Origin of the sequence: Desertimonas flava, from assembly GCF_003426815.1 — a bacterium.
Taxonomy (GTDB): Bacteria; Actinomycetota; Acidimicrobiia; order Acidimicrobiales; family Ilumatobacteraceae; genus Desertimonas; species Desertimonas flava.
In genome coordinates this window covers 66,183-88,870 of record NZ_QKYK01000020.1, presented here as the reverse complement: position 1 = coordinate 88,870, position 22,688 = coordinate 66,183, and the positions used below count along the sequence as shown (strand labels likewise).

Sequence of the window (22,688 nt, the reverse complement as noted above, 5' to 3'; positions counted from 1 at the left end):
GCCGGGGAACGCAGGGAGAAGTAGGCCATGGCTGACATCGCCAACATCCGGCGTGAGTCGCGGATCCGTCGTCACCGCCGGGTGCGCAAGAAGATCCACGGCACCGAGGCCCGCCCCCGTCTCGCCGTGCACCGTTCCAACAAGCACATCGTCGCCCAGCTGATCGACGACGACGCCGGCCGCACGCTGGCCGCGGCGTCGACGTCGGAGGCCGACCTCCGCACGGCGAGCGGCTCGACCGTCGAAGCCGCCACCCGCGTCGGTACGCTCCTCGCCGACCGGGCCAAGGCTGCCGGCATCACCAAGGTCGTGTTCGACCGCGGGGGGTTCATCTATCACGGGCGCATCGCCGCCCTCGCGGCAGCGGCCCGTGACGCCGGTCTGGAGTTCTGACATGAGCAACTATTCATTGCGTTCATACAAGCGATTCGCTGAAGCTCACTGGGCCACGCAGGCCGCGCGTGGCCGCTCCCTCGCTAGCGCTCGGTCGCTCGCACGCTTCATGGAGACCGGACGATGAGCAACTCCTACAACAGCAACCCGCGTGATCCGGGCAACGACGGCAGCGACGGCGGCCTGCGCGAGTCGCGGGTCATCACGATCAACCGTGTGGCCAAGGTCGTCCGTGGTGGTCGCCGCTTCTCCTTCACGGCGCTCGTCGTCATCGGCGACGGCAACGGCCGCGTCGGCCTCGGCTACGGCAAGGCCAAGGAAGTGCCCCTGGCCATCCAGAAGGGCACCGAGGAAGCCAAGCGCAACCTGTTCGACGTGCCGCTCGCCGGCTCGACGATCACCCACCCGATCATCGGCGTCACCGGCGCCGGTCGCGTGCTGATGAAGCCCGCTGCTCCCGGTACTGGTGTCATCGCCGGTGGGGCCGCCCGCATCATCCTCGAAGAGGCCGGGATCCACGACGTGCTCTGCAAGTCGCTCGGGTCGGCCAACCACATCAACGTCGCGCGCGCCACGATCCAGGGTCTGAAGTCCCTCGAGCGTCCCGACGAAGTGGCCAAGCGCCGCGGCCTGCACGCCGACGAGTTCGTGCCCAAGGGCATGCTGAACGCGTACAACGAGCGCCAGCGCGGCGGCCACGTCGCCCCGGCCGAGCCGGCCACCACCGGAGGGACACGATGAGCGAGCAGACCATCACCGTCACCCAGTTCAAGTCCGGCCAGCACGCCAAGCCCAAGACGCGCGGCACGCTGCGCGCCCTCGGCCTCGGCCGCATCGGCAAGTCCAACACCCTCCCTGACCGGCCCGAGATCCGCGGCATGATCGCCCGGGTCCCGCATCTGGTGCGGGTGGAGACGGAGGTCTCCGAATGACCATCAAGCTCCACGACCTGGCGCCGGCGCCGGGATCGACCAAGAACCGCAAGCGGGTCGCCCGCGGCATCGGCGGTAAGGGCGGCAAGACCGCAGGACGCGGCACCAAGGGCCAGCACGCCCGCAACACCGTCCCGGCCGGCTTCGAAGGTGGCCAGATGCCCCTCAAGCAGCGCGTGCCGAAGTTGAAGGGCTTCAACAACCCCTTCCGCGTCGAGTACTCGGCCGTGAACCTCGACACGCTCGAGGAGCTCGGCGAGCGCCTCGGCGGCACCGTCACGCCCGAGTCGCTGGCGGCCGCTGGTGTGGTCCGGTCGAACGTGTTCGTCAAGATCCTCGCCCGGGGCACCGTGTCGGGCAAGCTCGACGTCAGCGCCCACGCGGTGTCGAAGGCGGCCGAGGCGGCGATCACCGCTGCCGGGGGTACCGTGACGCTCATCCCACTGCCCTTCAAGCGTGAGAACAAGGCCGGCCGTCCGGCCGTCAAGGGCAACCAGTTCACCAACCGCTAGTCGTTGGCCGGTCGTCCCGTTCGGCGTCGCCGGACTTACCCCGTCTGCCCCACATACAAGGATCGCTGAGTGCTCGCCAATCTGAAGAACCTCTTCAAGGTCGCTGATCTTCGCAACAAGATCCTCTTCACGATCGCCATGGTGGTGGTGTACCGGTTCGGTATCGCCATCCGCGTGCCGGGTGTCGACCCGCTGGCCATCGACCAGATCCAGGATCAGGCCGAGCAGCAGGGAGCGATCGGGTTCCTCAACCTGTTCTCGGGAGGCGGCTTCGAGAGCTTCTCGATCTTCGCCCTCGGCATCATGCCGTACATCACCTCGAGCATCATCATGCAGATCCTCGGCGTGGTGATCCCCCGGTTGGAGCAGCTCCAACAGGAGGGCGCGGTCGGTCAGCGCAAGATCACCCAGTACACCCGCTACGTGACGATCGCCCTCGCCACGTTGCAGGCGACGGGCCTGGTGTTCGTGTTCGGAAACGGCCGGGCCTCGAGTTACCTGTCGCAGAACGCGCCATCGGTGCCGATCCTGCCCGACGGGCTGTTCCCACGCGCCTACCTCATCATCCCCACGCTGGTGGCCGGTACCGCCGTGCTGATGTGGCTCGGCGAGCTGATCAGCCAGCGCGGCATCGGCAACGGCATGTCGATGGTGATCTTCGCCTCGGTGGTGTCGGGCATGCCGTACGGCTTCTACTCGATCATCCTGCAGAACAAGTGGATCTGGTTCGTCCTCGTCGTCCTGCTGACGCTCGGCATCATCGTCGCCGTCGTCTACGTCGAGCTCGGGCAACGCCGCATCCCCGTGCAGTTCGCCAAGCGGGTGGTCGGGCGGCGCATGTACGGCGGTCAGAACACGTACATCCCGCTCAAGGTCAACCAGTCGGGCGTCATCCCGGTGATCTTCGCCAGCTCGATCCTGCTCATCCCGGTGATCATCAGCAACATCGTCGGCAGCGACAGCGGCTGGCGCGGATCGATCGTGGACTTCGTGAACGACTACATCGTCGATCCGCAGAACCTCGTGTACATCACGATCTTCGCGCTGATGATCATCGCCTTCGCCTACTTCTACAACTCGATCGCCTTCGACCCGGTGCGCCAGGCCGACCAGATCCGCCGTCAGGGCGGCTTCATCCCCGGCGTCCGACCCGGCCCGCAGACCGAGCGCTACCTCGCCCGGGTCGTGAACCGCATCACGCTCCCCGGCGCCGTGTTCATCGCGATCATCGCCATCCTGCCGTACCTGCTGTTGTGGGCGGCCGACGTCAGCACGTTCGGCTTCGCCGGCACCAGCATCCTCATCTCGGTGGGTGTGGCGCTCGAGCTGATGCGTCAGATCGACAGCCAGCTGACGCTGCGCAACTACGAGGGCTTCCTGAAGTAGGACTCCCGACAGGGTGAGTCCTCGATTGCTCGGCACGGTCACTGACGTGCTCGAATTGACCGTGTCATGATTCCTGGTGCTCGGCTCGTCATTCTCGGGCGGCAGGGTGCCGGCAAAGGGACACAGTGTGTCCGTCTGTCGCGCCACTACGTCGTCCCGCACATCTCCACCGGCGACATGCTGCGCGCCGCCGTCCGCGAGCAGACCGAGCTCGGCCTCATGGCCAAGGAGATCATGGACTCGGGCGGTCTGGTCGGCGACGAGATCATGATCGGGCTCGTCGCCGAGCGCCTCGACCGCGCCGACGCCCAGACGCGCGGGTACATCCTCGACGGCTTCCCGCGCACGGTCACGCAAGCCGACGGCCTCGACGAGGTGGCGGGGGACAAGCCGATCGACGTCGTCATCGACCTCTACGTCGCCCGCGACGTGGTGCTGCAGCGGATCTCGGCACGGCGGGTGTGCCGCGACTGTGGCACCAACTACACGGCGACGGGCACCGAGCGGCAGCCGTGGATCTGCGAGGTGTGCGGCGGTGACGTGATGCAGCGGGCCGATGACCACCCCGACGCGGTGAACCGGCGCCTCGACCTCTACGAGGAGCAGACCGCTCCACTCATCGAGCACTACACGTCGCAGGGCCGCCTCGTCGTCGTCGACGGCGTCGGGGCCCCCGACGAGGTGTTCCGCCGCCTCACCGACGCCATCGGCAAACGCGTCTGATTCCGGGCGCGCATCGTGCCCGTTCACGTTCCGGGCGCGGATCGTGACGGTGAGCGTCACGGATCGCGCCCAGATCGCCGTCGCCATCGCCCGGGGTGACAGGATCGGGTGATGGCGCGACCGATCCGGATCGGCAACTGCTCGGCGTTCTTCGGCGACCGGTCGACGGCCCTGGCCGAGATCGTGGCCGAGCCCGATCTCGATGTGGTGACCGGCGACTACCTCGCCGAGGTGACGATGCTCGTGCTGGCCAAGACGCGGGCGAAACGGCCCGACGCGGGGTACGCCGCCTCGTTCCTCGCCCAGCTGCAGCCGGCCATCGACACGATCGCCGAGCGCGGCATCAAGGTGGTCACCAACGCCGGCGGGCTCAATCCGCGTGGGCTCGCCGACGCCGTCGGCAAGCTGCTCGCCGCGGCGGGTCGTCCGCTGTCGGTGGCCGTCGTCGACGGCGACGACGTCAGCGGCCGGCTCGACGAACTCCAACGGGCCGGCCACGACCTCGCCAACCTCCGCACCGGTGCACCACTGGCGACGTGGCCGTTCGAGCCGCTCACCGCCAACGCCTACCTCGGCGGGTGGGGCATCGCGCGAGCGCTCGCGGCCGGCGCCGACATCGTGATCACGGGTCGCGTCACCGATGCATCGGTCGTCGTCGGTCCGGCGGCGTGGTGGCACGGCTGGGGTCGCGACGATCTCGACCAACTCGCCGGCGCGGTGGTCGCCGGGCACCTGATCGAGTGCGGCACCCAGGTGACGGGCGGCAACTACTCGGGGTTCACCACCATCGGTGCCGACGTGATCGGTCGACCGGCGTTCCCGATCGCCGAGATCGCCGCCGACGGCTCGTCCGTGGTCACCAAGGCCAGTGGCCCCGGCGCCGTCACCGTGGGCACTGCGACCGCGCAACTGTTGTACGAGATCGGCGCGCCCGCCTATCTCAACCCTGACGTCACCGCCCACTTCGACACCGTCCGGTTCGAGCAGGTGGGCCCCGACCGGGTGGCGGTGTCGCCGGTCGGTGGGTCGGCTCCGCCGGCGACCACCAAGGTCGCCATCACGGCGCTCGGCGGGTTCCGCAACCAGTACACCAACGTGATCACCGGCCTCGACGTCGAGGCCAAGGCGGCGTGGTACGAGTCGGCGGTCCGGGCCGCCGTCGAGTCGGCCGACGGCGTCGACGCGCTGACGTTCGAGCGCCTGGGCACGGTGGCCGACGACCCGGCCGACCAGGGCGCCGCCTCGATGATCGTGCGCACGACGGTGACGGGCACCGAGCAGGGCGTCGGGCGACCGTTCGGGGCGGCGATCGTCGAGCTGGCGCTGGCCAACATCCCCGGGTTCTACGGCCTCAACCTGCCCGGCGCCGCCAGCTCGTTCGGCACCTACTGGCCGGGGCTCCTCGAGCAATCCGCGCTCGACCACCGCGTCACGCTCCCTGACGGCAGCGTCGAGCACATCGAACCCCCACCTGTCGCCCCGCCGTCCGAACCGGAGGGTATTCACCACCCCGAAGCGTCAGGTGAATACCCTCCGGACGTGCGGGAGGCGCCCCTCGGGCTCGTGGCCGACGCCCGATCCGGCGACAAGGGCGGCGACGCCAACGTCGGCGTCTGGGTGCGCGAGCTCGCCCATTGGCCGTGGCTGCGCGACACGCTCACCGTCGACGTGCTGCGTCGCCTGCTCCCCGAAGCGGCGGGTCTCGACATCGACCACTACGAGCTGCCGCTGGTCGGCGCGCTCAACTTCGTCGTGCACGATCTGCTCGGCGACGGCGCCACCGCCAACGTGCGCGCCGACAACCAGGCCAAGGCGCTGGGGGAGTACCTCCGGGCCAAACACGTGCCGATCCCGGTCGACTACCTCCCGGCACGGGCACCGGCGCCCGGCACGACGCCGGTGAGACAGCAGGGAGCATCATGAACGAGTTGGTCCACTACGAGGGCGGCGGCGGCATCGCCACGATCACGCTCGACTCACCGCGCAACCGCAACGCCCTGAGCCGCCAGCTCGTCACCGAGCTCGCCGCGTCGGTCGAGCTGGCGATCGCCGACCCGACGGTGAAGGTGGCCGTGCTCGCCGCCGCCGGTCCGGCGTTCTGCTCCGGCGCCGATCTCGCCGAACAGTCGTCCCGGCCGGCCGACGCGGGCACAGCGGCCACCGGAGCGATCGCGTCGCTGCCCGACGTCGTCGAGCGGATCATGACGTGCGAGTTGCCGTTCGTCGCCCGCGTCCACGGGGCCGTCCGGGCCGGCGGCACAGGCCTCGTCGCAGCCTGCGACATCGCCATCGCCGATGCCACGGTCACCTTCGCCTTCCCGGAGGTCCACCTCGGGCTCGTGCCGGCCATCATCGCCGTGCCGCTGACGAGGGTGCTCGACCGGCGAGCGTTGCGCCGCTATCTCTTCACCGGCGAGCCGTTCGGCGCGGCCGAGGCGGCCCGCATCGGTCTCGTCACCGCCGCCGCGGACGACCTCGACGCCGAGATGGCCTCGGTGCTCGACGGCTTCGCCAAGGCCCACCCGGCTGCGCTGCGGCGGACCAAGCGGCTCTTCGACGAGCTCGACGGCCTGGGAATGGCCACCGGCCTGCGCCTCGCCGGTGATGTCTCGGCCCAGTTCTTTGCGTCGGCCGACGGCCAGGAGGGCATCCGCGCCGTCCTGGAGAAGCGCGCCCCCTCCTGGCGCTGACGGTCGGCTCCGCCGACGTCAGCGGGCGGGGAGCGAGGTCGCCAGGAGCTCGCGGAGTGAGTCGACCAGCTCGGCGACGGCCGGTCCGTGGAGACCGCCGATCCCGGCGAACACCACCTCGTGGAGCTGACGCATGACACCGGCCGCCTCCCGGGCCGTGGCGACGCCCTCCTCGGTCAGCGTGAGCTGGATCGACCGAGCATCGGAAGGGTCCCGCGTTCGGTGGACGAGACCCTGCCGCTCCAGGGCCGCCACCAACTTCGACACGAACAACGGGTCGAGGCCGGCCTCGTCGGCCACCGAGCGCTGGTTGGGGCGCTGCCCGCGCGGGCCCATCCCCAGCAGCGTCGACAACACCACGTACTGCGCGTGGGTCACGCCGAGCTCGGCGAGCTCGTGATCGGCGGCGACCCGCCACCGCGTCGCCGCCAGCCACAGCAGCGATCCCGGGGTCAAGGACTCGGCCAACACGGCTGATACCGTACATGGCGATGGTTGCCATGGCGACCAATTGCTCCATCATGCCAGGTCAGGGCGCTGCGGGTCCCGTAGATCGGGGGTTTCAACCCGTCTGCGGCGTCGATAGCATTGTTCCCCGGCCTGTTCGCAGGCCATTCCGGTTCGCCCGGCTCGTCGACACCGATGCAACGCATCGGCGCAAACGGCCCCGACAAGGAGCAATCCCCTGGCCAAGCCCAAAGAAGACGCCATCGTGCTCGACGGCACGATCCTCGAGTCCCTACCGAATGCCATGTTCCGCGTGGAGCTCGACAACGGACACAAGGTGCTGGCGCACATCTCCGGGAAGATGCGCATGAACTACATCCGCATCCTGCCCGGAGACAAGGTGCAGGTGGAGCTCACCCCCTACGACCTCACCCGGGGTCGGATCACGTATCGCTTCAAGTGAGGCAGCAGCAATGAAGGTTCGCCCCAGCGTCAAGAAGATGTGCGACAAGTGCAAGGTCATCCGCCGGCACGGTCGCGTGATGGTGATCTGCGAGAACCCGCGCCACAAGCAGCGCCAGGGCTGACACAGACTCAGGAACAGGAACAAGAGGAACCGCTTCGATGGCTCGTATCGCCGGTATCGACATCCCCCGCGAGAAGCGGCTGGAGATCTCGCTCACCTACATCTTCGGGATTGGCAAGCCGACGGCGCAGAAGATGTGCGCCGACCTCGGTCTCGACCCGAACACCAAGGTCTCAGCCCTGACCGACGACGAGGTCGCCAAGCTGCGCGCCTATGTCGACGAGAACCTCAAGATCGAAGGTGACCTGCGCCGGGACATCCAGCAGGACATCAAGCGCAAGATCGAGATCGGCAGCCTCCAGGGTGTTCGTCACCGCCGGGGCCTGCCGGTGCGCGGTCAGCGCACCCATACCAACGCTCGTACCCGCAAGGGCCCGAAGCGCACCGTTGCCAACAAGAAGAAGGCTGTGAGGAAGTAAGCGATGGCGAAGCCGAAGCCCGCTGGTCGACGTCCCCGTCGCAAGGACCGCAAGAACGTCAACACCGGCGTGGTCCACATCAAGAGCTCGTTCAACAACACGATCGTCTCGATCACCGACCCCGAGGGCAACGTCATCGCCTGGGCGTCGTCGGGAGGCGTCGGGTTCAAGGGCTCCCGCAAGTCCACTCCGTTCGCCGCCCAGCTGGCCGCCGAGCGCGCCGCCAAGGCGGCCCAGGAGCACGGCCTGCGCCGCGCCGAGGTGCAGGTGAAGGGTCCCGGCTCCGGCCGCGACACCGCCGTGCGCTCGATCCAGAACACGGGCATCGAGGTGACGTCCATCAAGGACGTCACCCCCGTGCCGCACAACGGCTGCCGTCAACCCAAGCGTCGCCGAGGCTGAGAGGAGCACCGACCATGGCTCGTTACACCGGTCCCAAGGTGCGCCTGTCGCGCCGCCTGAGCACCAACATCTTCGAGAACGACAAGGGCCGCCGGGCGCTCGAGCGCCGGCCCTTCCCGCCCGGCACGCATGGGCGCACCCGCCGCCGCAACAACGGCAGCGAGTACCTCGCCCAGCTGCAGGAGAAGCAGAAGGCCAAGTACATCTACGGCGTGCTCGAGCGGCAGTTCAAGCGCACCTACGAAGAGGCCAACCGCCTGCAGGGCCCGACGGGTGAGAACCTCCTCCGTCTCCTCGAGACCCGCCTCGACAACGTCGCCTACCGCGCCGGCTGGGCGTCCACCCGCCCGCAGGCCCGCCAGTTCGTCGGCCACGGCCTGCTGCTGGTCAACGGCAAGCGCGTCGACATCCCGAGCTACCGGGTCCGCAAGGGTGACGTCGTCTCGCTCAGCCCCAAGGCGGCGGCGATGATCGTCATCCAACACAACATCGACACACTCGACCGGTCGCTCGTCGGCTGGCTCGAGTCCGGCGACGGCGGCAAGCAGGTCACCGTCCGTGATCTGCCCCAGCGCGACCACATCGACGTGCCGGTCCGCGAGCAGCTGATCGTCGAGCTCTACTCCAAGTGATCACACGGGGGCTCCGCCCCCGTGAACCCCCGAAGACTGGCGTTCCGTGCGCCGCCTGAACTCGCATTCGCCGCAGCCGTCCACGACACCCGAAAAAGAAGAGGTCTGAGCAGCCATGCTCGTCATGCAGCGTCCCACCATCGAAGCCGTCAACGAAGAGTCCGGCAACCGCCAGAAGTTCGCCATCGGCCCGCTCGAGCCCGGCTTCGGCCACACCCTCGGCAACTCGCTTCGTCGCACCCTGCTGTCCTCGATCCCCGGCGCCGCCATCACGGCCGTCCGCTTCGATGACGCCCTGCACGAGTTCGACACCATCGCCGGCGTCGCCGAGGATGTCACCGACATCATCTTGAACCTCAAGGACATCGTCGTCACGTCGGAGTCCCCCGACCCCGTCACCTGCCGGATCGACGTGCGCGGTGCCGGTGAGGTGACGGCCGGAGACATCGAGACCACCGCCGACGTCGAGGTGCTGAACAAGGACCTCGTCATCGCCCACCTCAACACCAAGGGCCGTCTCGCCATCGACCTCACGGTCGAGCAGGGCCGCGGCTACTCGTCGAGCGACCGCGACACCGAGAACCGCACGATCGGCGTGATCCCGATCGACGCCATCTACTCGCCCGTGCGCCGCGTGACGTTCGAGGTCGAGCCCACCCGCGTCGAGCACTCGACGAACTACGACCGCCTCGTGCTCGACATCGAGACCGACGGCTCCGTGTCGCCGTCGGAGGCTCTCGCCTCGGCCGGCGCCACGCTGAGGTCGCTCGCCGATCTCGTCGCCTCGATGAGCGATGAGCCCCAGGGCCTCGAGCTCGGCGAAGTCGCCGACGTGGCCTCCAGCTCGCCCGACCTCGATCTGCCGATCGAGGATCTCGACCTGTCGGAGCGGCCGAGCAACTGCCTCAAGCGGGCGCAGGTCAACACGATCGGCGAGCTGCTGCTGAAGACGGAAGACGACCTGCTGAACATCACCAACTTCGGGCAGAAGAGCCTGGACGAGGTGAAGCAGAAGCTCGACGAGCGCGGCCTCTCGCTGCGTGGCTGAGCGGACTGAGTGATAACGGAGAGATCGAGATGCCGACCCCACGTAAGTCCAAGCGCTTCGGCGGCGATGCCGCCCATCAGCGCCTGATGATGGCCAACCTGGCCGCATCCCTGTTCGCCGCCGAGGCGATCGTCACCACCGAGGCCAAGGCCAAGGCCCTGCGCCCCGTCGCCGAGAAGCTCATCACCAAGGCCAAGAAGGCCCAGGACGAGGGCAGCCCCGCACGCGTGCACCAGCTGCGTCAGATCCAGGGCTATCTCGGCGACCGCGAGATGACGCACAAGCTCATCAACGAGGTGGCCCCCCGCTACCTCGAGCGCAATGGCGGCTACACCCGCATCCTCAAGCTGGGCACCCGTCCCGGCGACCGGGCCGACATGGCCCGCATCGAACTGGTCTGATCGTCCTCGGCGAGCGTCGTCGCTGCGCTCCTCGCTCGCCTGCGGCGAGATAGATCGAGCTCGCTTCGCTCGCACTGAAGAGTTGAAAGAGGCGGCGGCGGAGCAAGCTCCGCTGATCGCCGCATCGAAGGGGAATCCCCCCTTCGAGCATCCCCCTTCGGCGGCCTGCGCGTTGGGCGGGGCCGACCGGATCCGGCCGCCGCGCGGTGTTCGGGGTCCGATGTCGACCGGATTCGGCCGCTGCGTGGCTCACGCCTGGACCCATGCGAGTGTTGAAGCGCGCCCGAGTGTCGGGCGCCCCCCGTCGGGGCGTTCAACACTCGATTGGCCGGGGCGGTGGCCGTGCTGGGTCAGTCGTAGGAGCGGATCTCGACGACGTTGTCGTCGGGGTCGGTGACGTAGACCGACCAACCATCCCCACGGGCGCCGTACCGGGTGCCGGGGCCATCGACGATGCTGAACGTCGGCGAGTCGCTGGTGCCGTCGGCCACGATGGCGTCCACAGACGCCCGGTCGGCGACGAGGCAGATGTGGTCGACGTTGCGCTCGCCGTACTCGCCGGCACGCGGGATCAGATCGATGATCGTGTCCGGGGACACCCGCACCGATGGGAAGAACGCCTGTCCCGCCCGCCACTCGTCGACGCGCACCGGTTCGAGGCCGAGCACGTCGAGGTACCAGCGCAGCGTGGCGTCGACGTCGGAGCACTTCACGACGAGGTGGTCGAAGGCATGGATGTTGAGCGGGGCCATGTGTCGTTGCTAGCACGTCGCTGCGAGACTCCGTGACGTGTCCGCCACTCCCGATCTCGCCGGCCCCGTCGGTCGGGTGAAGCTGGTCGTCGCCTATGACGGTTCGGGCTTTCACGGCTTCGCCGCCAACGACGGCGTCCGCACCGTGATGGGCGTGCTGTCCGCTGCCGTCGCCACCGTGGTGCGCCAACCCGTGACGTTCACCGGGGCGGGCCGAACCGACGCCGGCGTGCACGGCTGGGGTCAGGTCGTGTCGGGAGATCTACCCGCGGGTGTCGACCTCGTCGACTTGCAGCGCCGGCTCAACAAGCTGTGCGCGCCCGACATCGCCGTTCGCTCGGCGGCGTGGGTGGACGACCAGTTCAACGCCCGCTTCTCGGCCCAGTGGCGCCACTACCGATACGAGATCTGGAACTCCCCGACGCCGAACCCGATGCTGGCCTCCCGAACGTGGTGGGTGACCACGCCGCTCGCCCTCTGGGCGATGCGCGAAGCCGCCGACGCCGTGATCGGCGAGCACGACTTCGCCTCGTTCTGCCGCCGCCCGAAGGTGCCGGCAGGGGAGCCCGAGCCATCCTTGACCCGCCGTGTCCTGTCGACGCGGTGGTCCGACGTCACCGATCCCGGCGCCGGCGGGGACGGCCGCTTGCTCCGCTTCGAGATCCGGGCCAACGCGTTCTGCCACCAGATGGTCCGCTCGATCGTGGGCACGCTGGTCGACGTCGGGGCCGGCAAGATCGCCCCCGGCCGGGTTCCGTCGATCCTGCGGGCGCAGCGCCGCCAAGCGGCCGGCCAGGTGGCCCCGCCAACCGGACTGACGCTCTGGGAAGTCGGCTACCCGGACTGACGGCCGGTCAGGACGGCCCTCGCGTCAGCGGTCGTGTCATCACGGCCTGGACGGCGACGAGCGTGAACCCGCTGCGCCGGAGATTGCGTCCCGACGGACCGCCCGGCATCGCCGTCGCTGCGGCGATGTCGCAGCCTGCATCCGACGCCAGCTGCAGGCGATGGCGCAGCAGCGCCGTCTGAACTCCCCGCCCACGGTGTGCCGGCAACGTCGCCGTGCCACCCAGCCAGGCGATCCCGTCGATGACGGAGAGTGACCCGCATCCGACGACCTCGCTGCCGACCGTGGCGACGAAGTGGGTGGTGGACGGGGTCGACTCCATTGCCCGTGCGTGGAGCTCAGCCACGCCTTGCTCGGAGGGCACGTCGCCGGCAAACGCCTTGGAGAACACCTCGATCCAATCGTCGACGCGTCCGGGCCCGACCGCGTGGACGCTCACCGCTGTGGTGGCCTCCTCGGTGCGCACGCCGGGCTCTGCCACGAACAGCTCGCGGAACCATTCGACGCTGAACCCACGCGTCGCCAGCCCTCGAAGCGCCGACGATGACGCCCACGTGTCCACTTCGAACGAGGGAGGCACCCCAGCGCGCACGAAGAAGCCCTCCAGCTCGTCGAATGTCGCCTGGTCATCGGGCGGCGGGATGCCGATCGACCGGTTCACCCACCGACCCGGGCCCAGCGCGACGAGAGCTCCCTGACCGAACGAACGGGCGGCGGCCGGCCCGGCCGGCTCGACCCGTTGGTAGCCGTCGGCCATCTCGAGCACCAGCTGCGCGGCGGTTCGGTCGAGCCGATCGATGAGCGGTCGGTCGACGATCACGAGCCGTCGGCGACATAGGGGCGCAGGGCAGCGATCTCGGCGCGGAGGTTTGCGACCTCGGCGTCCTGGCCGTGGGGGAGCAGCTCGGTGATCGTCCGCTCGCGATCGACGATCTGGGAGCGCAGGACGGCGGCGGCGTCGTCGTCCGTCAGCTCCCGGCGGACGTGCTGCACCAGATCGCCACGGACCTCGAGCGGGGCCGAGTCGATCGACGGTGCTTCGGCGTTGGAGAGCGCGGCCAGGGCCGTGCGCAGCGCGACGACGGCCGGACGATCCCGAGCGCGCATCGCTTCGCGGAGGTCGGCCTGCATCTGGTCGCGAACGCTCATCCGGCCGACCTTAGGGATCGGTGGACGGGTCGGACGCGTGAGTTTCGAGGCGCGTGACCCGGCCCGGAGCTCACGGCACCGGCCGGCCACAGCCGGTCGCCGCGACGGCGTGCCGACTACGCTCGCTGGCGAGACGGGATGGAATTGGGACGACGAATCGTCGGATCGAGAGGCGCCGAGTGACGGCCGAGGCTCGCGGCGACGACACCAGCGGCGTTGACGTCGATCCCACGCGCTCCGACGACGTCGACCAGACCGCGCCGCCGTTCGGCGACGAACCGCAGGCGACCTTGGAGCCGGCGGTAGCCGTCGAGTTCGGGACCGACGGGACCGACGGGACCGACGCCCGTGCCGTGCCCGACAGTGGCGAGGCTGATGCCGATGCCGATGCCGATGCCGAGGCTGATGCTGATGCCGATGCCGATGCCGACCAGCCGCTCGCCGGCTTCCGGATCGTCGCGTTCGGACGTCGCGTCGGCGATCACCTGACGGCGCGGTTCGTCCGACCGGTCGAGCCCGGCTACCGCAGTATCGCCCGCATCGGTGCCTGGGCGCTGGCCGTGGCCGTCGTGGTGTGGATCATCGTGTTCGCCCAGCTGCTCGTGCAACGGCACAACCGCTTCGGCACCTACTCGTTCGACCTCGGCGTGTACGACCAGTCGGTCTGGCTGCTGTCACGGTTCAAGGACCCGTTCATCACCGTGCGCGGCCTCAACCAGTGGGGATTCCACGCCAACTTCCTGCTCTACCTCTTCGTGCCGTTCTACTGGCTCGGCGCCGGGCCAAACCTGTTGAACATCGCCTTCGTCCTGTCTCTCGGCCTCGGCGCCTACCCGGTGTACCGCATCGGCCGGCACTACTTCGCCAACCCCATCTACGGGGTCGTCTTCGGCGTCCTGTACCTCATCAACCCGACGCTGCAGTTCATGACGTGGGAGACGTTCCATCCCGACGGCATGGCGATCCTGCCGATGCTGTTCGCATGGTGGTTCTTCCTCGAGCGGCGCTGGGGGCTGTACGCGTTCGCGTGCGCGGCCGCAGTGCTGTGGAAGGAGGACGTCGCCCTCGCCACCGCTGCCCTCGGCCTGTTCATCTTCCTGTTCGCCAAAGGAGACCGGCTCAAGGGCCTCGCCACCATCGTCGCCTCGGCCATCTACTTCCAGTTCATCAACAACATCTTCCTCGGCCACTTCAACGGCGACGCGGCGTTCTACAACGACTGGTTCGGCGAGCTCGGCAATTCGCCCGTCGAGATCGCCGGCAACATGATCCGCCATCCCGACATGGTCTTCAGCCGGTTCCGCGAGCCGTCCGCGTCGGAGTACGTGTGGAAGCTCCTCACGCCGTTCGGCTGGCTGCCGGTGTTGTCGATCGGCTCGGCGTTCATCGCCATCCCGCAGCTCCTGGCGAACGTGCTCGCCAACCAGACGTTCTTCCGCGACTACCGGTACCACTACGCCTCGATGATCCTCGTCGGTCTCACGATCGCGTCCCAGAACTCCGTCCGCCTCTTCGGCAGCCTGAGCAGGGGACGGAAGTGGCTGGCGATGGGGATCCTCGTCGTGTGCGGCGTCCGCACCGCGCAGCTCTGGGGCGTCGGCCCGCTCACCGAGAACTACAACGCCGGCTTCTGGGCCCATCACGAGAACCCCGTCGACGACAGCAGGCGTGAGGCGCTCGACATGATCCCCGACGGCGCATCGGTGTCGGGGATCTACTACCTCCTGGTGCACACCACGCAGCGGGTCGGCGCCTACGACTATCCGAACCCGTTCATCCCCCGCAACTGGGGACTCGCCGGCGAGAACGTCGATGATCCGGCCACCGTCGATTTCGTGCTCGTGGAGCGGGGCATCATCGCTCCCGATCCGACGAGCACCGGGTTGTTCGAAGCCCTCACCGAGCCCGGCGGACAGTTCGAGATCGTCTTCGAGCGCGACGGCGTCGTCCTCGCCGAGCGCGCTCGGGCCCCGCGTCGCGATGAGGTCCTTCCCGGCACGCCGGCGGCGCTCGCCGCCGCGCTCCCGGCGACGACGTTGCCCTGATCCCGCGACGCCGTAACGTCGTCGGCCATGAACATCTTCGGCTGGATCGTGGTCGGGCTCGTCGCCGGTGGTCTGGCCATCCGCGTCACCGGCGAGCAGCGTCGTGGCTGCCTCTACTCGCTCATCGTCGGCGTGCTGGGCGCGCTCATCGGTGGGGCGATCACCCAGGCGGCGCTGGGCGACGGGCTCGGCGACTTCAGCCTGCGTTCACTGCTCGTCGCCTTCGCCGGCGCCTGCCTGTTGCTGCTGGTGCTGCAAGCGGTCGCCGGACGCCGCGGAAGCTCCGGGCGTCGGCGGCGATAGCCGGCGACAACGGACTACCGTCGGGTCGATGGGGAGGCAACCGCTGTGAGTCTCGACCTGCGGCAGCCGAGGACCGGCTGGCCGCGTCGTCCGCGGTCGCAGATCGTCGGCATCTTGTTCGTCAGCGCCCTGGGCTCACTGGCGTTGGCGGTTCCTGTCGCCGCCACCACGCCGCCGGGCGAGATCGTGGACGTGGCCGGCACGATGGTCGTGTCCGATCCCGGAGCGCCCGAGACCATCTGGCAGGGCACGATCGGCCCCGGCAGCGGCGAGCTCGGACTCGAGGTGTGCGATGCGTGTGACCCGGCGCGTCCGCTCGCTCCGATCCTGCTCGACGACGGTCGCGTGATCGTCGTCGACCGGTTCAACCAACGCCTGGTCGCAGCCATCCCCGGCGGCGGCGGCACGGCGCACGTTCTGACGACCGACCTCGCCGGCTGGGTGGTCGAGACGCCACCGGTTGCCGACACGAGTCGTCTGTACGCGCTGGCCCGTCCTGCGGACGCCGACACGACGGTGCCGCTGCGTTCGCTCCTCGTGTTCGACCTCACCGCGCTCGGTGCCGCCCCGGGGGTCGTCGCCGATGTCGCCTTCGACCCGGCCTTTCCCACGCAGTTGGCGCTGGGCGACGGCACGGTCGAGGTCTCCGGCCGACCGGTCCCCGGGGTCACCTCCGACGCTGCCGGCGTACCCCACGTGGTCGACCACCTGGACGGAGCGCCTCGATACGCCGACGTGACGGTCGACGGGGCCACGACGCGGTGGGCGTTCCCCGACGAGTGGGAGTCGGCGCTGTCGCCCGCCCGGTCGTTCTCAGGGGACGACCGGGCGATCTTCGTGTCGACAGTCGATCCAGCCGGCGACACGACCCGCTACCTCGTCCAGCTCGCGCCGGGCCGGCCCGCGCTCGCCTTCCGGGGCATCGAGACCGACGCCGCAAGCGGAGACATCTTCGCCACGCCGCTCGGTGCCGTGACGCTCGACCTCGATCCCGATGCTGGCACGTTCCGCGTACTGCGGTTCCCGCTGCCGGTCCAGCCCGGCGCCTCGGAGGCCCCACCCGCCGGGCCGAGCACGACCGCCGGTGATGGCGGCGGAAGCGGTCCGACCACTCCGCCGATCCCATCCTGCGCATCGTTCGACGGGCGGCCTCTCCTCGAAGTCATCGATTCCTCGTGGGTGGAGAACACGGAGTGCGTCGCGGACGCGCACGTGGTGCTGTCGATGCAGATGGACTCGGAGATGTGCCACGACCTGGAGGCTTTGTGGTACAGCCAGGCGGGCTGGGGCCGAACGGACGAGAACGTGTGGCATGCCGTCGGCTACCCGAGCGCCGCTGTCTGGAACGACTGCTGGTACGGGGACCCGTCGGGGACGACGACCATGCCACCCTCGACGAGCGCGCCGCCCGCGACGGAACCGCCGCCCACGGAACCGCCGCCGACTCAGCCGCCCACCACGGCGCCACCGTGGAGCACGGCCCCGTAGGCGGACGGTCAGTCGCGCGGGCGGCGGCTGACCTTGGCCGACGTGTGCGGGCCGCTGCCCTTGCGATGGCCGTCACGGCGCACGTCGCGGCGGTCACCGCCGCTGTTGCCACCAGTGTTGCCACCACCCCACCGGTTGTCACGGCGATCGCTGTCGCGGCCGCGGCGGTCGTCGTCGCGCCGGTAGTTGCCGCGTGACTCGTTCCGGTCGTCGCGGCCGGACCACTTGCCGGGTCCGCCCGGGCGGGGGCGCCGGGGCTCCTCGCTGTACCGGCGCACCTGGACCGGCTTGCCGCGGACGATCGCTCCCGACATCGACTCGATCACGTTGTCGATCTGGTCGATGGGCACGCCGACGACCGACGAGAACTCGGTGATGCGGATCGGGCCGATGTCCTTGCCGGTGAGGCCGCTCTCGTTGGCGATGGCGCCCACGAGATCGGCGGGGCGGATGCCGCCCTTGCGTCCGGCGCCGACATGGAGGTACGCCGTCTTGCCGTCGCCACCCTCGGGGCGGCTGCCGCGGTCGCGCCGATCGTCGCCGTCGTCGCGGCCGCGCCGATCGCGGTCGGCCCGCGGCGGACGGTCGGTCCACACCGGGATCTCCGGCTCCTCGGCCGTGGCCCCGCTCGACTCGTGCAGGAGCTTGATCGCAGCGAGGGCGATCGTGCGCAGGTTGTCGTCACCGGACAGGGCGTTGAGCAGGTCGTTGTAGGCGTCGAGATCGTCGGCCGCCAACGCCTCACGGATGGTGGCGACCGTGACTTCCTGCTGACGGGCCCTCAGCTCGGCCACGCTCGGCACCGGCTCGACGGTGATCGGCCGCTTGGTGACGCGCTCGATGTTGCCGAGCTGGCGCTTCTCGCGCGGCTCGGCCATCGTGATCGCCACGCCCTCGCGGCCGGCGCGGCCGACCCGGCCGATGCGGTGCACGTAGGTCTCGGGTGACGACGGCACGTCGTAGTTGACGACGTGGGTGAGCGTGTCGACGTCGAGACCGCGGGCGGCGACGTCGGTGGCGATCAGCAGCTCGGCGGTGCCGTCGCGCAGGCGGCCCATCACGCGGTCGCGCTGGGCCTGGTCCATGCCGCCGTGCAGCGCCTCGGCGCGGTAGCCACGCCCGTTGAGCGTCTCGGTGAGGATGTCGACCTCGGTGCGGGTGCGGCAGAACACGATGGCCGCCGTGGGAGCCTCGATGTCGAGCACGCGGGCGAGGGCGGCCGTCTTGTGCTGGCGGGGCACGACGAACGCGCGCTGCTTGACGAGACGGTGGCGGTCGGTGTCCTCTTGGCCCTTGATCGTGATGTGCTCGGGGTGGTCGAGGTAGCGCTTGGCGATCTTGTCGATGCGCGGCGGCATCGTGGCCGAGAAGAGCATCGTCTGGTGCTCGCCGGTGACCGCGCCGAGGATGGCCTCGAGGTCCTCGGCGAAGCCCATGTCGAGCATCTCGTCGGCCTCGTCGAGCACGACGGTGCGGACGTGGTCGAGCTCGAGCGAGCCGCGCTTGATGTGGTCGAGCACACGGCCCGGGGTGCCGACGACGACGTGGACGCCGCGATCGAGCAGGCCGAGCTGGCGGCCGATGGGCTGGCCGCCGTACACCGGGATGACCGAGGCGCCGAGACCCTTGCCGTACTTGAACATCGCCTCGGACACTTGCATCGCCAGCTCGCGGGTGGGCACCAGCACGAGGGCCTGGGTGATGCGGCGACTGCCCTCGATGACGAGTGACTCGAGCAGCGGCAGGGCGAAGGCGGCCGTCTTGCCCGTGCCGGTGGCCGCCTGACCGATGAGGTCACGGCCCGACAGGGCAACCGGGATCGTCTCGCGCTGCACCGGCGTGGGCTCCTCGTAGCCGAGGGCCTCGAGAGCGGCGACCAGCTCGGCGCAGACGCCGAGCGAGGCGAACGTCGGCGACGCCGGATCCTCGTCGGTCACGGTCTCCTGGTCGTCGTCAGACTCGTCGTCGTCGGACTCGTCGTCGTCGTCGTCGGACTCGTCGTCGTCGTCGTCGGACTCGTCGTCGTCGGACTCGTCGTCGTCGTCTTCGTCGTCGTCAGACTCGTCGCTGTCGTCGATGTCGGACTCGTCGTCGAGCTCGTCGACGTCGGTCTCGTCGATGTCGAGCTCGGCGGGCGCGGATGCGTGGTCGGGGGTCGGGTCGTTGGCGGTCATCACTGGCTCCGGGTTCGCGGGCGGTCACCGCGACGGACGTCGCGGGCAAGGCGTACATGGCCGAAGGTCGGCCGGGCGGTCCGCAGCGAGGATTCGGGGAGCGGATCGGTCAGCTCGGACCGGAAACCTCTACCCGGCAGTGACTGACTCGGCCCACCACGCTATCGGTGAACGGCACACGCCTGGCACCGATCGTTCGGAGGCGCGTGTCACTCCGCCCAGTGGCAGGCGGCGAGGTGGCCGCCCTCGATGTCTCGCAAGAGCGGCACCTCGTCGGCGCACCGGGTCTCGCGCACCTCGGGACAGCGCGGATGGAACCGGCAGCCGTCGGGAGGGTTCGCCGGCGACGGCACGTCGCCGGTGAGCAGGATTCGCTTGCGCTCGCTGCGACCCACGGGATCGGGGATCGGCACCGACGACAGCAGCGCCTTCGAGTACGGGTGCTTCGGCGCGGTGAACAGATCGTCACGGGTGGCGGTCTCCACCACCTGGCCGAGGTACATCACCACGACCCGGTCGCAGAGGTGCTCGACCACGGCGAGGTCGTGGGAGACGAACAGGATCGTGAAGCCGAGACGTCGCTGGAGGTCACGCAGCAGGTTGAGGATCTGCGAGCGGATCGACACGTCGAGGGCCGACACCGGCTCGTCGGCGATCAGGAAGCTCGGGTTCACGGCGAGGGCGCGGGCGATGCCGATGCGCTGACGCTGCCCGCCGCTGAACTCGTGCGGGAAACGCCGGGCCACGTCGGGATCGAGCCCGACGAGCTCCATCACCTCGTTCACCCGGGCCTCGCGGTCGCTGCGGGGAACACCGTGGGCGCGCAGCCCTTCGGCGATCGAGTCGCCGACCGTCGAGCGGGGATCGAGCGACGAGTACGGGTCCTGGAAGACCACCTGGATCTTGCGGCGCAGCGCCCGCAGCTCCTGCGGCGACGCGGTGAGCAGATCCTGGCCGGCGAAGTGCAACGTGCCTTCGTCCGGATCGAGGAGGCGCAGCAGCATCCGCGACAGCGTCGTCTTGCCACATCCCGACTCGCCGACGAGCCCGACGACTTCGCCCTCGAAGATGTCGAGGTCGACGTGATCGACGGCGCGCACGCCGCCGACGACGCGTCCGAGCGTGCCGCCGCGCAACGGGAACGTCTTGGTGAGGCCTCGGGCCGAGATCAGCGGTGCCCGCGCGGTGCTGCCCGGCGCGGCGACGACCAGTTCACTCGTCATCGCCGGGCTCCGATCGTGACGGCCGTCTCCTCGACAGTGGCGTCGGAGTGGAGGAAGCACCGCACCTGGCGGCCGTCGCCGGTGTCGACGAGGGCCGGTGTGGCGAGGCTGCACACCTCCATCCGTTCAGGACAGCGATCGGCGAAGCGGCAGCCGGGCTCGGGATCGATCAGCGTCGGCACGCGGCCCTTGATGACGGTGAGCGAATCCTGGCGCACGCCGATCACCGGCACCGAACCGAGCAGCCCGCGCGTGTACGGGTGTCGGGGGTCGGCGAACAGCGCCTCGACCGGCGCCTGCTCGACGATCTGACCGCCGTACATCACGGCGACGCGGTGGGCCATCTCGGCGACCACGCCGAGATCGTGGGTGATCAGCACGACGCTGGTGCCCGAGTCGGCCTGGAGCTCGCGCATCAGGTCGAGGATCTGGGCCTGGATCGTCACGTCGAGCGCGGTGGTGGGCTCGTCGGCGATCAGCAGCTCGGGTTCGGCGGCGAGGGCCATGGCGATCATCACCCGCTGGGCCTGGCCGCCGGACAGCTGGTGCGGGTACGAGCGAGCCCGGCGGCCGGGGTCGGGGATACCGACCTTGCGCAACATCTCGACCGCCTTCTCGACACCGGCCTTGCGCGTGCTGTTGCGGTGGATCTCGTAGACCTCGCTGATCTGCACGCCCGCCGTGTAGCAGGGGTGCAGGCTGGCGTTGGGCTGCTGGAACACCATCGAGATGCGGTTGCCGCGAACGTCGCGCAGCTTGCGCCGATCGAGCGTGGCCAGGTCGGTGCCGTCGAACAGCACCGTCCCGTCGACGATGCGCCCCGGCTTGTCGATGAGGCGCAGGACCGACAGCATCGTCACGCTCTTGCCGCTGCCGGACTCGCCGACGAGCCCGAGGATCTCGCCGCGGCCGACGGTGAGGTCGACACCGTCGACGGCGCGGATGTCGCCCGAGCGGGTGTGGAACCAGGTGCGCAGACCGCTCACCTCGAGCAGCGGGGGCGCCGAATCGGACGGCGCCTCGCTCACGGCGTGCAGCAGTTCGGCGGCCGGGCCGAGCGCCTCGTCGTCGATCCCGACGTGCTGGTCGCCGACGTGCTGGTCGCCGACGTGCTGGTCGCCGACGTGCTGGTCGTTGGTGTCGGACGGCTGATCACTCACGTCCCGCACTCCGGGGGTCGAGGGCGTCGCGCAGGGCGTCGCCGAGGAGGTTGAACGCCAGCACGTTGAGGAAGATCAGCAGGCCGGGGAACAGCACGAGATGAGGCGACGTGAATGTGAGACCTCGAGCGGACGAGATCATCGTGCCCCACTCCGGTGTCGGTGGCTGCACGCCGAGACCGAGGAAGCCCAGGCCGGCGATCTCGAGGACGGCCGTGGCGAACCCCAACGTGCCCTGGACGACGAGTGGCGTGACCGTGTTGGGGAAGATGCGATGGGCGATGATCCGTCGGTTGCTCACGCCGAGGGCGCGGTCGGCGGTGACGAAGTCCTGTTCGCGGATCGACAGCACCTGGCCCCGGACCACGCGCGCATACGCCGGCACACTGACGATGGCGATGGCGAGCACGCTGTTGATCACGCCACGGCCGAGCACCGACACGATGAGGATCGCCAACAGCAACGACGGAAACGACAGCAGCACGTCCATGCATCGCATGAGCACGTTGTCGATGCGCCCGCCGTAGAAGCCGGCGATCAGCCCGATGATCGTCCCGACGGCGACGGCGAGCAGCACGGACACGGCACCGGCGAGCAGCGACGTGCGGGCGCCGTAGACGACACGACTGAACTCGTCGCGGCCGTTCTCGTCGAGACCCATGAGGTGCTGCACCTCTCCGCTGTCGCAGCCCAACCAATGGATGCACGGCTCCTCGAGCTTGACCTCGTTGTCGGCCGGACTGAGGAGGACCTCGTTGGGCCCGTATGGTGCGAGCAGCGGGGCGAACAGGGCGATGGCGATGATCAGGCCGCCGAGGGCGAGGCCGACCCGACCCGACCAGGAATGGCTGATCTGGCGCCAGACCTCTCGCCAGCGCTTGGTGGGTTTCGCCGCAGAGGCCCCGCCGCCCTCGATCCCCGGTGCTGGTCCGGACGGATCGAAGGTGGCCAGCTCGGTCTCGATCGTCATGGCACC

At 69.4% G+C, this 22,688-nt stretch carries 26 protein-coding genes and 1 pseudogene; 19 read left to right on the top strand and 8 right to left on the bottom strand.

From position 1 onward, the window contains the following. Window positions 1–27 precede the first annotated feature (27 nt). From rplR to DN771_RS19950, 8 genes are all read left to right on the top strand, one after another. Window positions 28–393, top strand: coding sequence for a 50S ribosomal protein L18 (rplR, locus tag DN771_RS19985; RefSeq protein ID WP_116999328.1), 366 nt, complete (start codon window positions 28–30; stop codon window positions 391–393). Window positions 394–516: 123 nt separating this feature from the next. Beyond that, window positions 517–1,134, top strand: a complete 618-nt coding sequence (gene rpsE / locus DN771_RS19980; protein WP_116999327.1) for a 30S ribosomal protein S5 — start codon at window positions 517–519, stop codon at window positions 1,132–1,134. After that, on the top strand, window positions 1,131–1,325 hold the full coding sequence (rpmD, locus tag DN771_RS19975; protein WP_116999326.1) for a 50S ribosomal protein L30: 195 nt from the start codon (window positions 1,131–1,133) through the stop codon (window positions 1,323–1,325). Before rpsE ends, rpmD begins: the two co-directional genes overlap by 4 nt. After that, a complete protein-coding gene (gene rplO, locus DN771_RS19970) occupies window positions 1,322–1,837 on the top strand; it encodes a 50S ribosomal protein L15 (RefSeq protein ID WP_116999325.1) in 516 nt (171 codons plus the stop codon). Before rpmD ends, rplO begins: the two co-directional genes overlap by 4 nt. Window positions 1,838–1,906: 69 nt before the next feature. Then, window positions 1,907–3,223 carry a preprotein translocase subunit SecY gene (gene secY / locus DN771_RS19965; RefSeq protein WP_116999324.1) on the top strand — a complete coding sequence of 439 codons (1,317 nt, stop codon included), beginning with the start codon at window positions 1,907–1,909 and terminating at the stop codon, window positions 3,221–3,223. A 66-nt stretch (window positions 3,224–3,289) separates the two neighbouring features. Further along, the gene (locus DN771_RS19960) at window positions 3,290–3,946 is read left to right on the top strand and encodes an adenylate kinase (protein ID WP_116999323.1); all 657 of its coding nucleotides are present in this window, start codon (window positions 3,290–3,292) and stop codon (window positions 3,944–3,946) included. 111 nt (window positions 3,947–4,057) lie between these two features. Then, window positions 4,058–5,869 carry an acyclic terpene utilization AtuA family protein gene (locus DN771_RS19955; protein ID WP_116999322.1) on the top strand — a complete coding sequence of 604 codons (1,812 nt, stop codon included), beginning with the start codon at window positions 4,058–4,060 and terminating at the stop codon, window positions 5,867–5,869. Continuing rightward, window positions 5,866–6,636 carry an enoyl-CoA hydratase-related protein gene (locus DN771_RS19950; protein ID WP_116999321.1) on the top strand — a complete coding sequence of 257 codons (771 nt, stop codon included), beginning with the start codon at window positions 5,866–5,868 and terminating at the stop codon, window positions 6,634–6,636. Before DN771_RS19955 ends, DN771_RS19950 begins: the two co-directional genes overlap by 4 nt. Window positions 6,637–6,654: 18 nt before the next feature. On the opposite strand, the gene DN771_RS19945 is transcribed toward DN771_RS19950, so the two are convergent. Further along, complete coding sequence (locus DN771_RS19945; protein ID WP_116999320.1) at window positions 6,655–7,107, bottom strand: MarR family winged helix-turn-helix transcriptional regulator; 453 nt, start codon at window positions 7,105–7,107, stop codon at window positions 6,655–6,657. A gap of 214 nt (window positions 7,108–7,321) precedes the next feature. Here DN771_RS19945 and infA point away from each other — a divergent pair, with 214 nt between their 5' ends. The 7 genes and pseudogenes from infA to rplQ form a co-directional block, all read left to right on the top strand. Continuing rightward, window positions 7,322–7,546 carry a translation initiation factor IF-1 gene (infA, locus tag DN771_RS19940; protein WP_116999319.1) on the top strand — a complete coding sequence of 75 codons (225 nt, stop codon included), beginning with the start codon at window positions 7,322–7,324 and terminating at the stop codon, window positions 7,544–7,546. 10 nt (window positions 7,547–7,556) lie between these two features. Then, on the top strand, window positions 7,557–7,670 hold the full coding sequence (gene rpmJ / locus DN771_RS19935; RefSeq protein WP_116999318.1) for a 50S ribosomal protein L36: 114 nt from the start codon (window positions 7,557–7,559) through the stop codon (window positions 7,668–7,670). A 37-nt stretch (window positions 7,671–7,707) separates the two neighbouring features. Continuing rightward, window positions 7,708–8,088, top strand: coding sequence for a 30S ribosomal protein S13 (gene rpsM / locus DN771_RS19930; protein ID WP_116999317.1), 381 nt, complete (start codon window positions 7,708–7,710; stop codon window positions 8,086–8,088). A gap of 3 nt (window positions 8,089–8,091) precedes the next feature. Then, window positions 8,092–8,490, top strand: coding sequence for a 30S ribosomal protein S11 (gene rpsK, locus DN771_RS19925; RefSeq protein ID WP_116999316.1), 399 nt, complete (start codon window positions 8,092–8,094; stop codon window positions 8,488–8,490). Between the two features lie 14 nt (window positions 8,491–8,504). Further along, a complete protein-coding gene (gene rpsD, locus DN771_RS19920) occupies window positions 8,505–9,122 on the top strand; it encodes a 30S ribosomal protein S4 (RefSeq protein ID WP_116999315.1) in 618 nt (205 codons plus the stop codon). 115 nt (window positions 9,123–9,237) lie between these two features. Further along, window positions 9,238–10,170 (top strand): DNA-directed RNA polymerase subunit alpha, encoded by a 933-nt coding sequence (locus DN771_RS19915; protein WP_116999314.1) that lies wholly within the window; start codon window positions 9,238–9,240, stop codon window positions 10,168–10,170. A gap of 29 nt (window positions 10,171–10,199) precedes the next feature. Then, a pseudogene (rplQ, locus tag DN771_RS19910) lies at window positions 10,200–10,568 on the top strand (50S ribosomal protein L17); the annotation flags it as partial. Between the two features lie 353 nt (window positions 10,569–10,921). Here the strand turns inward: rplQ and DN771_RS19905 are convergent. Next, window positions 10,922–11,323, bottom strand: coding sequence for a VOC family protein (locus DN771_RS19905; protein WP_116999312.1), 402 nt, complete (start codon window positions 11,321–11,323; stop codon window positions 10,922–10,924). Window positions 11,324–11,360: 37 nt separating this feature from the next. Here DN771_RS19905 and truA point away from each other — a divergent pair, with 37 nt between their 5' ends. Beyond that, on the top strand, window positions 11,361–12,170 hold the full coding sequence (truA, locus tag DN771_RS19900; protein ID WP_116999311.1) for a tRNA pseudouridine(38-40) synthase TruA: 810 nt from the start codon (window positions 11,361–11,363) through the stop codon (window positions 12,168–12,170). A 7-nt stretch (window positions 12,171–12,177) separates the two neighbouring features. Here truA and DN771_RS19895 read toward each other — a convergent pair whose 3' ends face one another. Next, a complete protein-coding gene (locus DN771_RS19895; RefSeq protein WP_116999310.1) occupies window positions 12,178–12,990 on the bottom strand; it encodes a GNAT family N-acetyltransferase in 813 nt (270 codons plus the stop codon). After that, window positions 12,987–13,319, bottom strand: coding sequence for a GatB/YqeY domain-containing protein (locus DN771_RS19890; protein ID WP_116999309.1), 333 nt, complete (start codon window positions 13,317–13,319; stop codon window positions 12,987–12,989). Before DN771_RS19890 ends, DN771_RS19895 begins: the two co-directional genes overlap by 4 nt. 179 nt (window positions 13,320–13,498) lie before the next feature. Between DN771_RS19890 and DN771_RS19885 the strand changes: the two genes are divergently transcribed. From DN771_RS19885 to DN771_RS19875, 3 genes are read left to right on the top strand one after another with little or no spacing between them, the layout of a single operon-like run. Continuing rightward, a complete protein-coding gene (locus DN771_RS19885) occupies window positions 13,499–15,364 on the top strand; it encodes a DUF2079 domain-containing protein (protein ID WP_116999308.1) in 1,866 nt (621 codons plus the stop codon). Window positions 15,365–15,391: 27 nt separating this feature from the next. Beyond that, window positions 15,392–15,667 carry a GlsB/YeaQ/YmgE family stress response membrane protein gene (locus DN771_RS19880; RefSeq protein ID WP_116999307.1) on the top strand — a complete coding sequence of 92 codons (276 nt, stop codon included), beginning with the start codon at window positions 15,392–15,394 and terminating at the stop codon, window positions 15,665–15,667. A 45-nt stretch (window positions 15,668–15,712) separates the two neighbouring features. Then, entirely contained in the window at window positions 15,713–17,155 is a 1,443-nt protein-coding gene (locus tag DN771_RS19875) for a hypothetical protein (RefSeq protein ID WP_116999306.1), read from the top strand. Window positions 17,156–17,163: 8 nt separating this feature from the next. On the opposite strand, the gene DN771_RS19870 is transcribed toward DN771_RS19875, so the two are convergent. From DN771_RS19870 to DN771_RS19855, 4 genes are all read right to left on the bottom strand, one after another. Beyond that, window positions 17,164–19,329 carry a DEAD/DEAH box helicase gene (locus tag DN771_RS19870; RefSeq protein WP_116999353.1) on the bottom strand — a complete coding sequence of 722 codons (2,166 nt, stop codon included), beginning with the start codon at window positions 19,327–19,329 and terminating at the stop codon, window positions 17,164–17,166. Between the two features lie 209 nt (window positions 19,330–19,538). Continuing rightward, window positions 19,539–20,552 (bottom strand): ABC transporter ATP-binding protein, encoded by a 1,014-nt coding sequence (locus DN771_RS19865; protein WP_116999305.1) that lies wholly within the window; start codon window positions 20,550–20,552, stop codon window positions 19,539–19,541. Further along, window positions 20,549–21,712, bottom strand: a complete 1,164-nt coding sequence (locus DN771_RS19860; protein ID WP_227462418.1) for an ABC transporter ATP-binding protein — start codon at window positions 21,710–21,712, stop codon at window positions 20,549–20,551. Before DN771_RS19860 ends, DN771_RS19865 begins: the two co-directional genes overlap by 4 nt. Then, window positions 21,705–22,682: an ABC transporter permease gene (locus DN771_RS19855; protein ID WP_116999304.1), complete on the bottom strand. Its 978-nt coding sequence runs from the start codon at window positions 22,680–22,682 to the stop codon at window positions 21,705–21,707. The genes DN771_RS19860 and DN771_RS19855 overlap by 8 nt, the downstream gene beginning before the upstream one ends. Window positions 22,683–22,688: the final 6 nt, after the last annotated feature.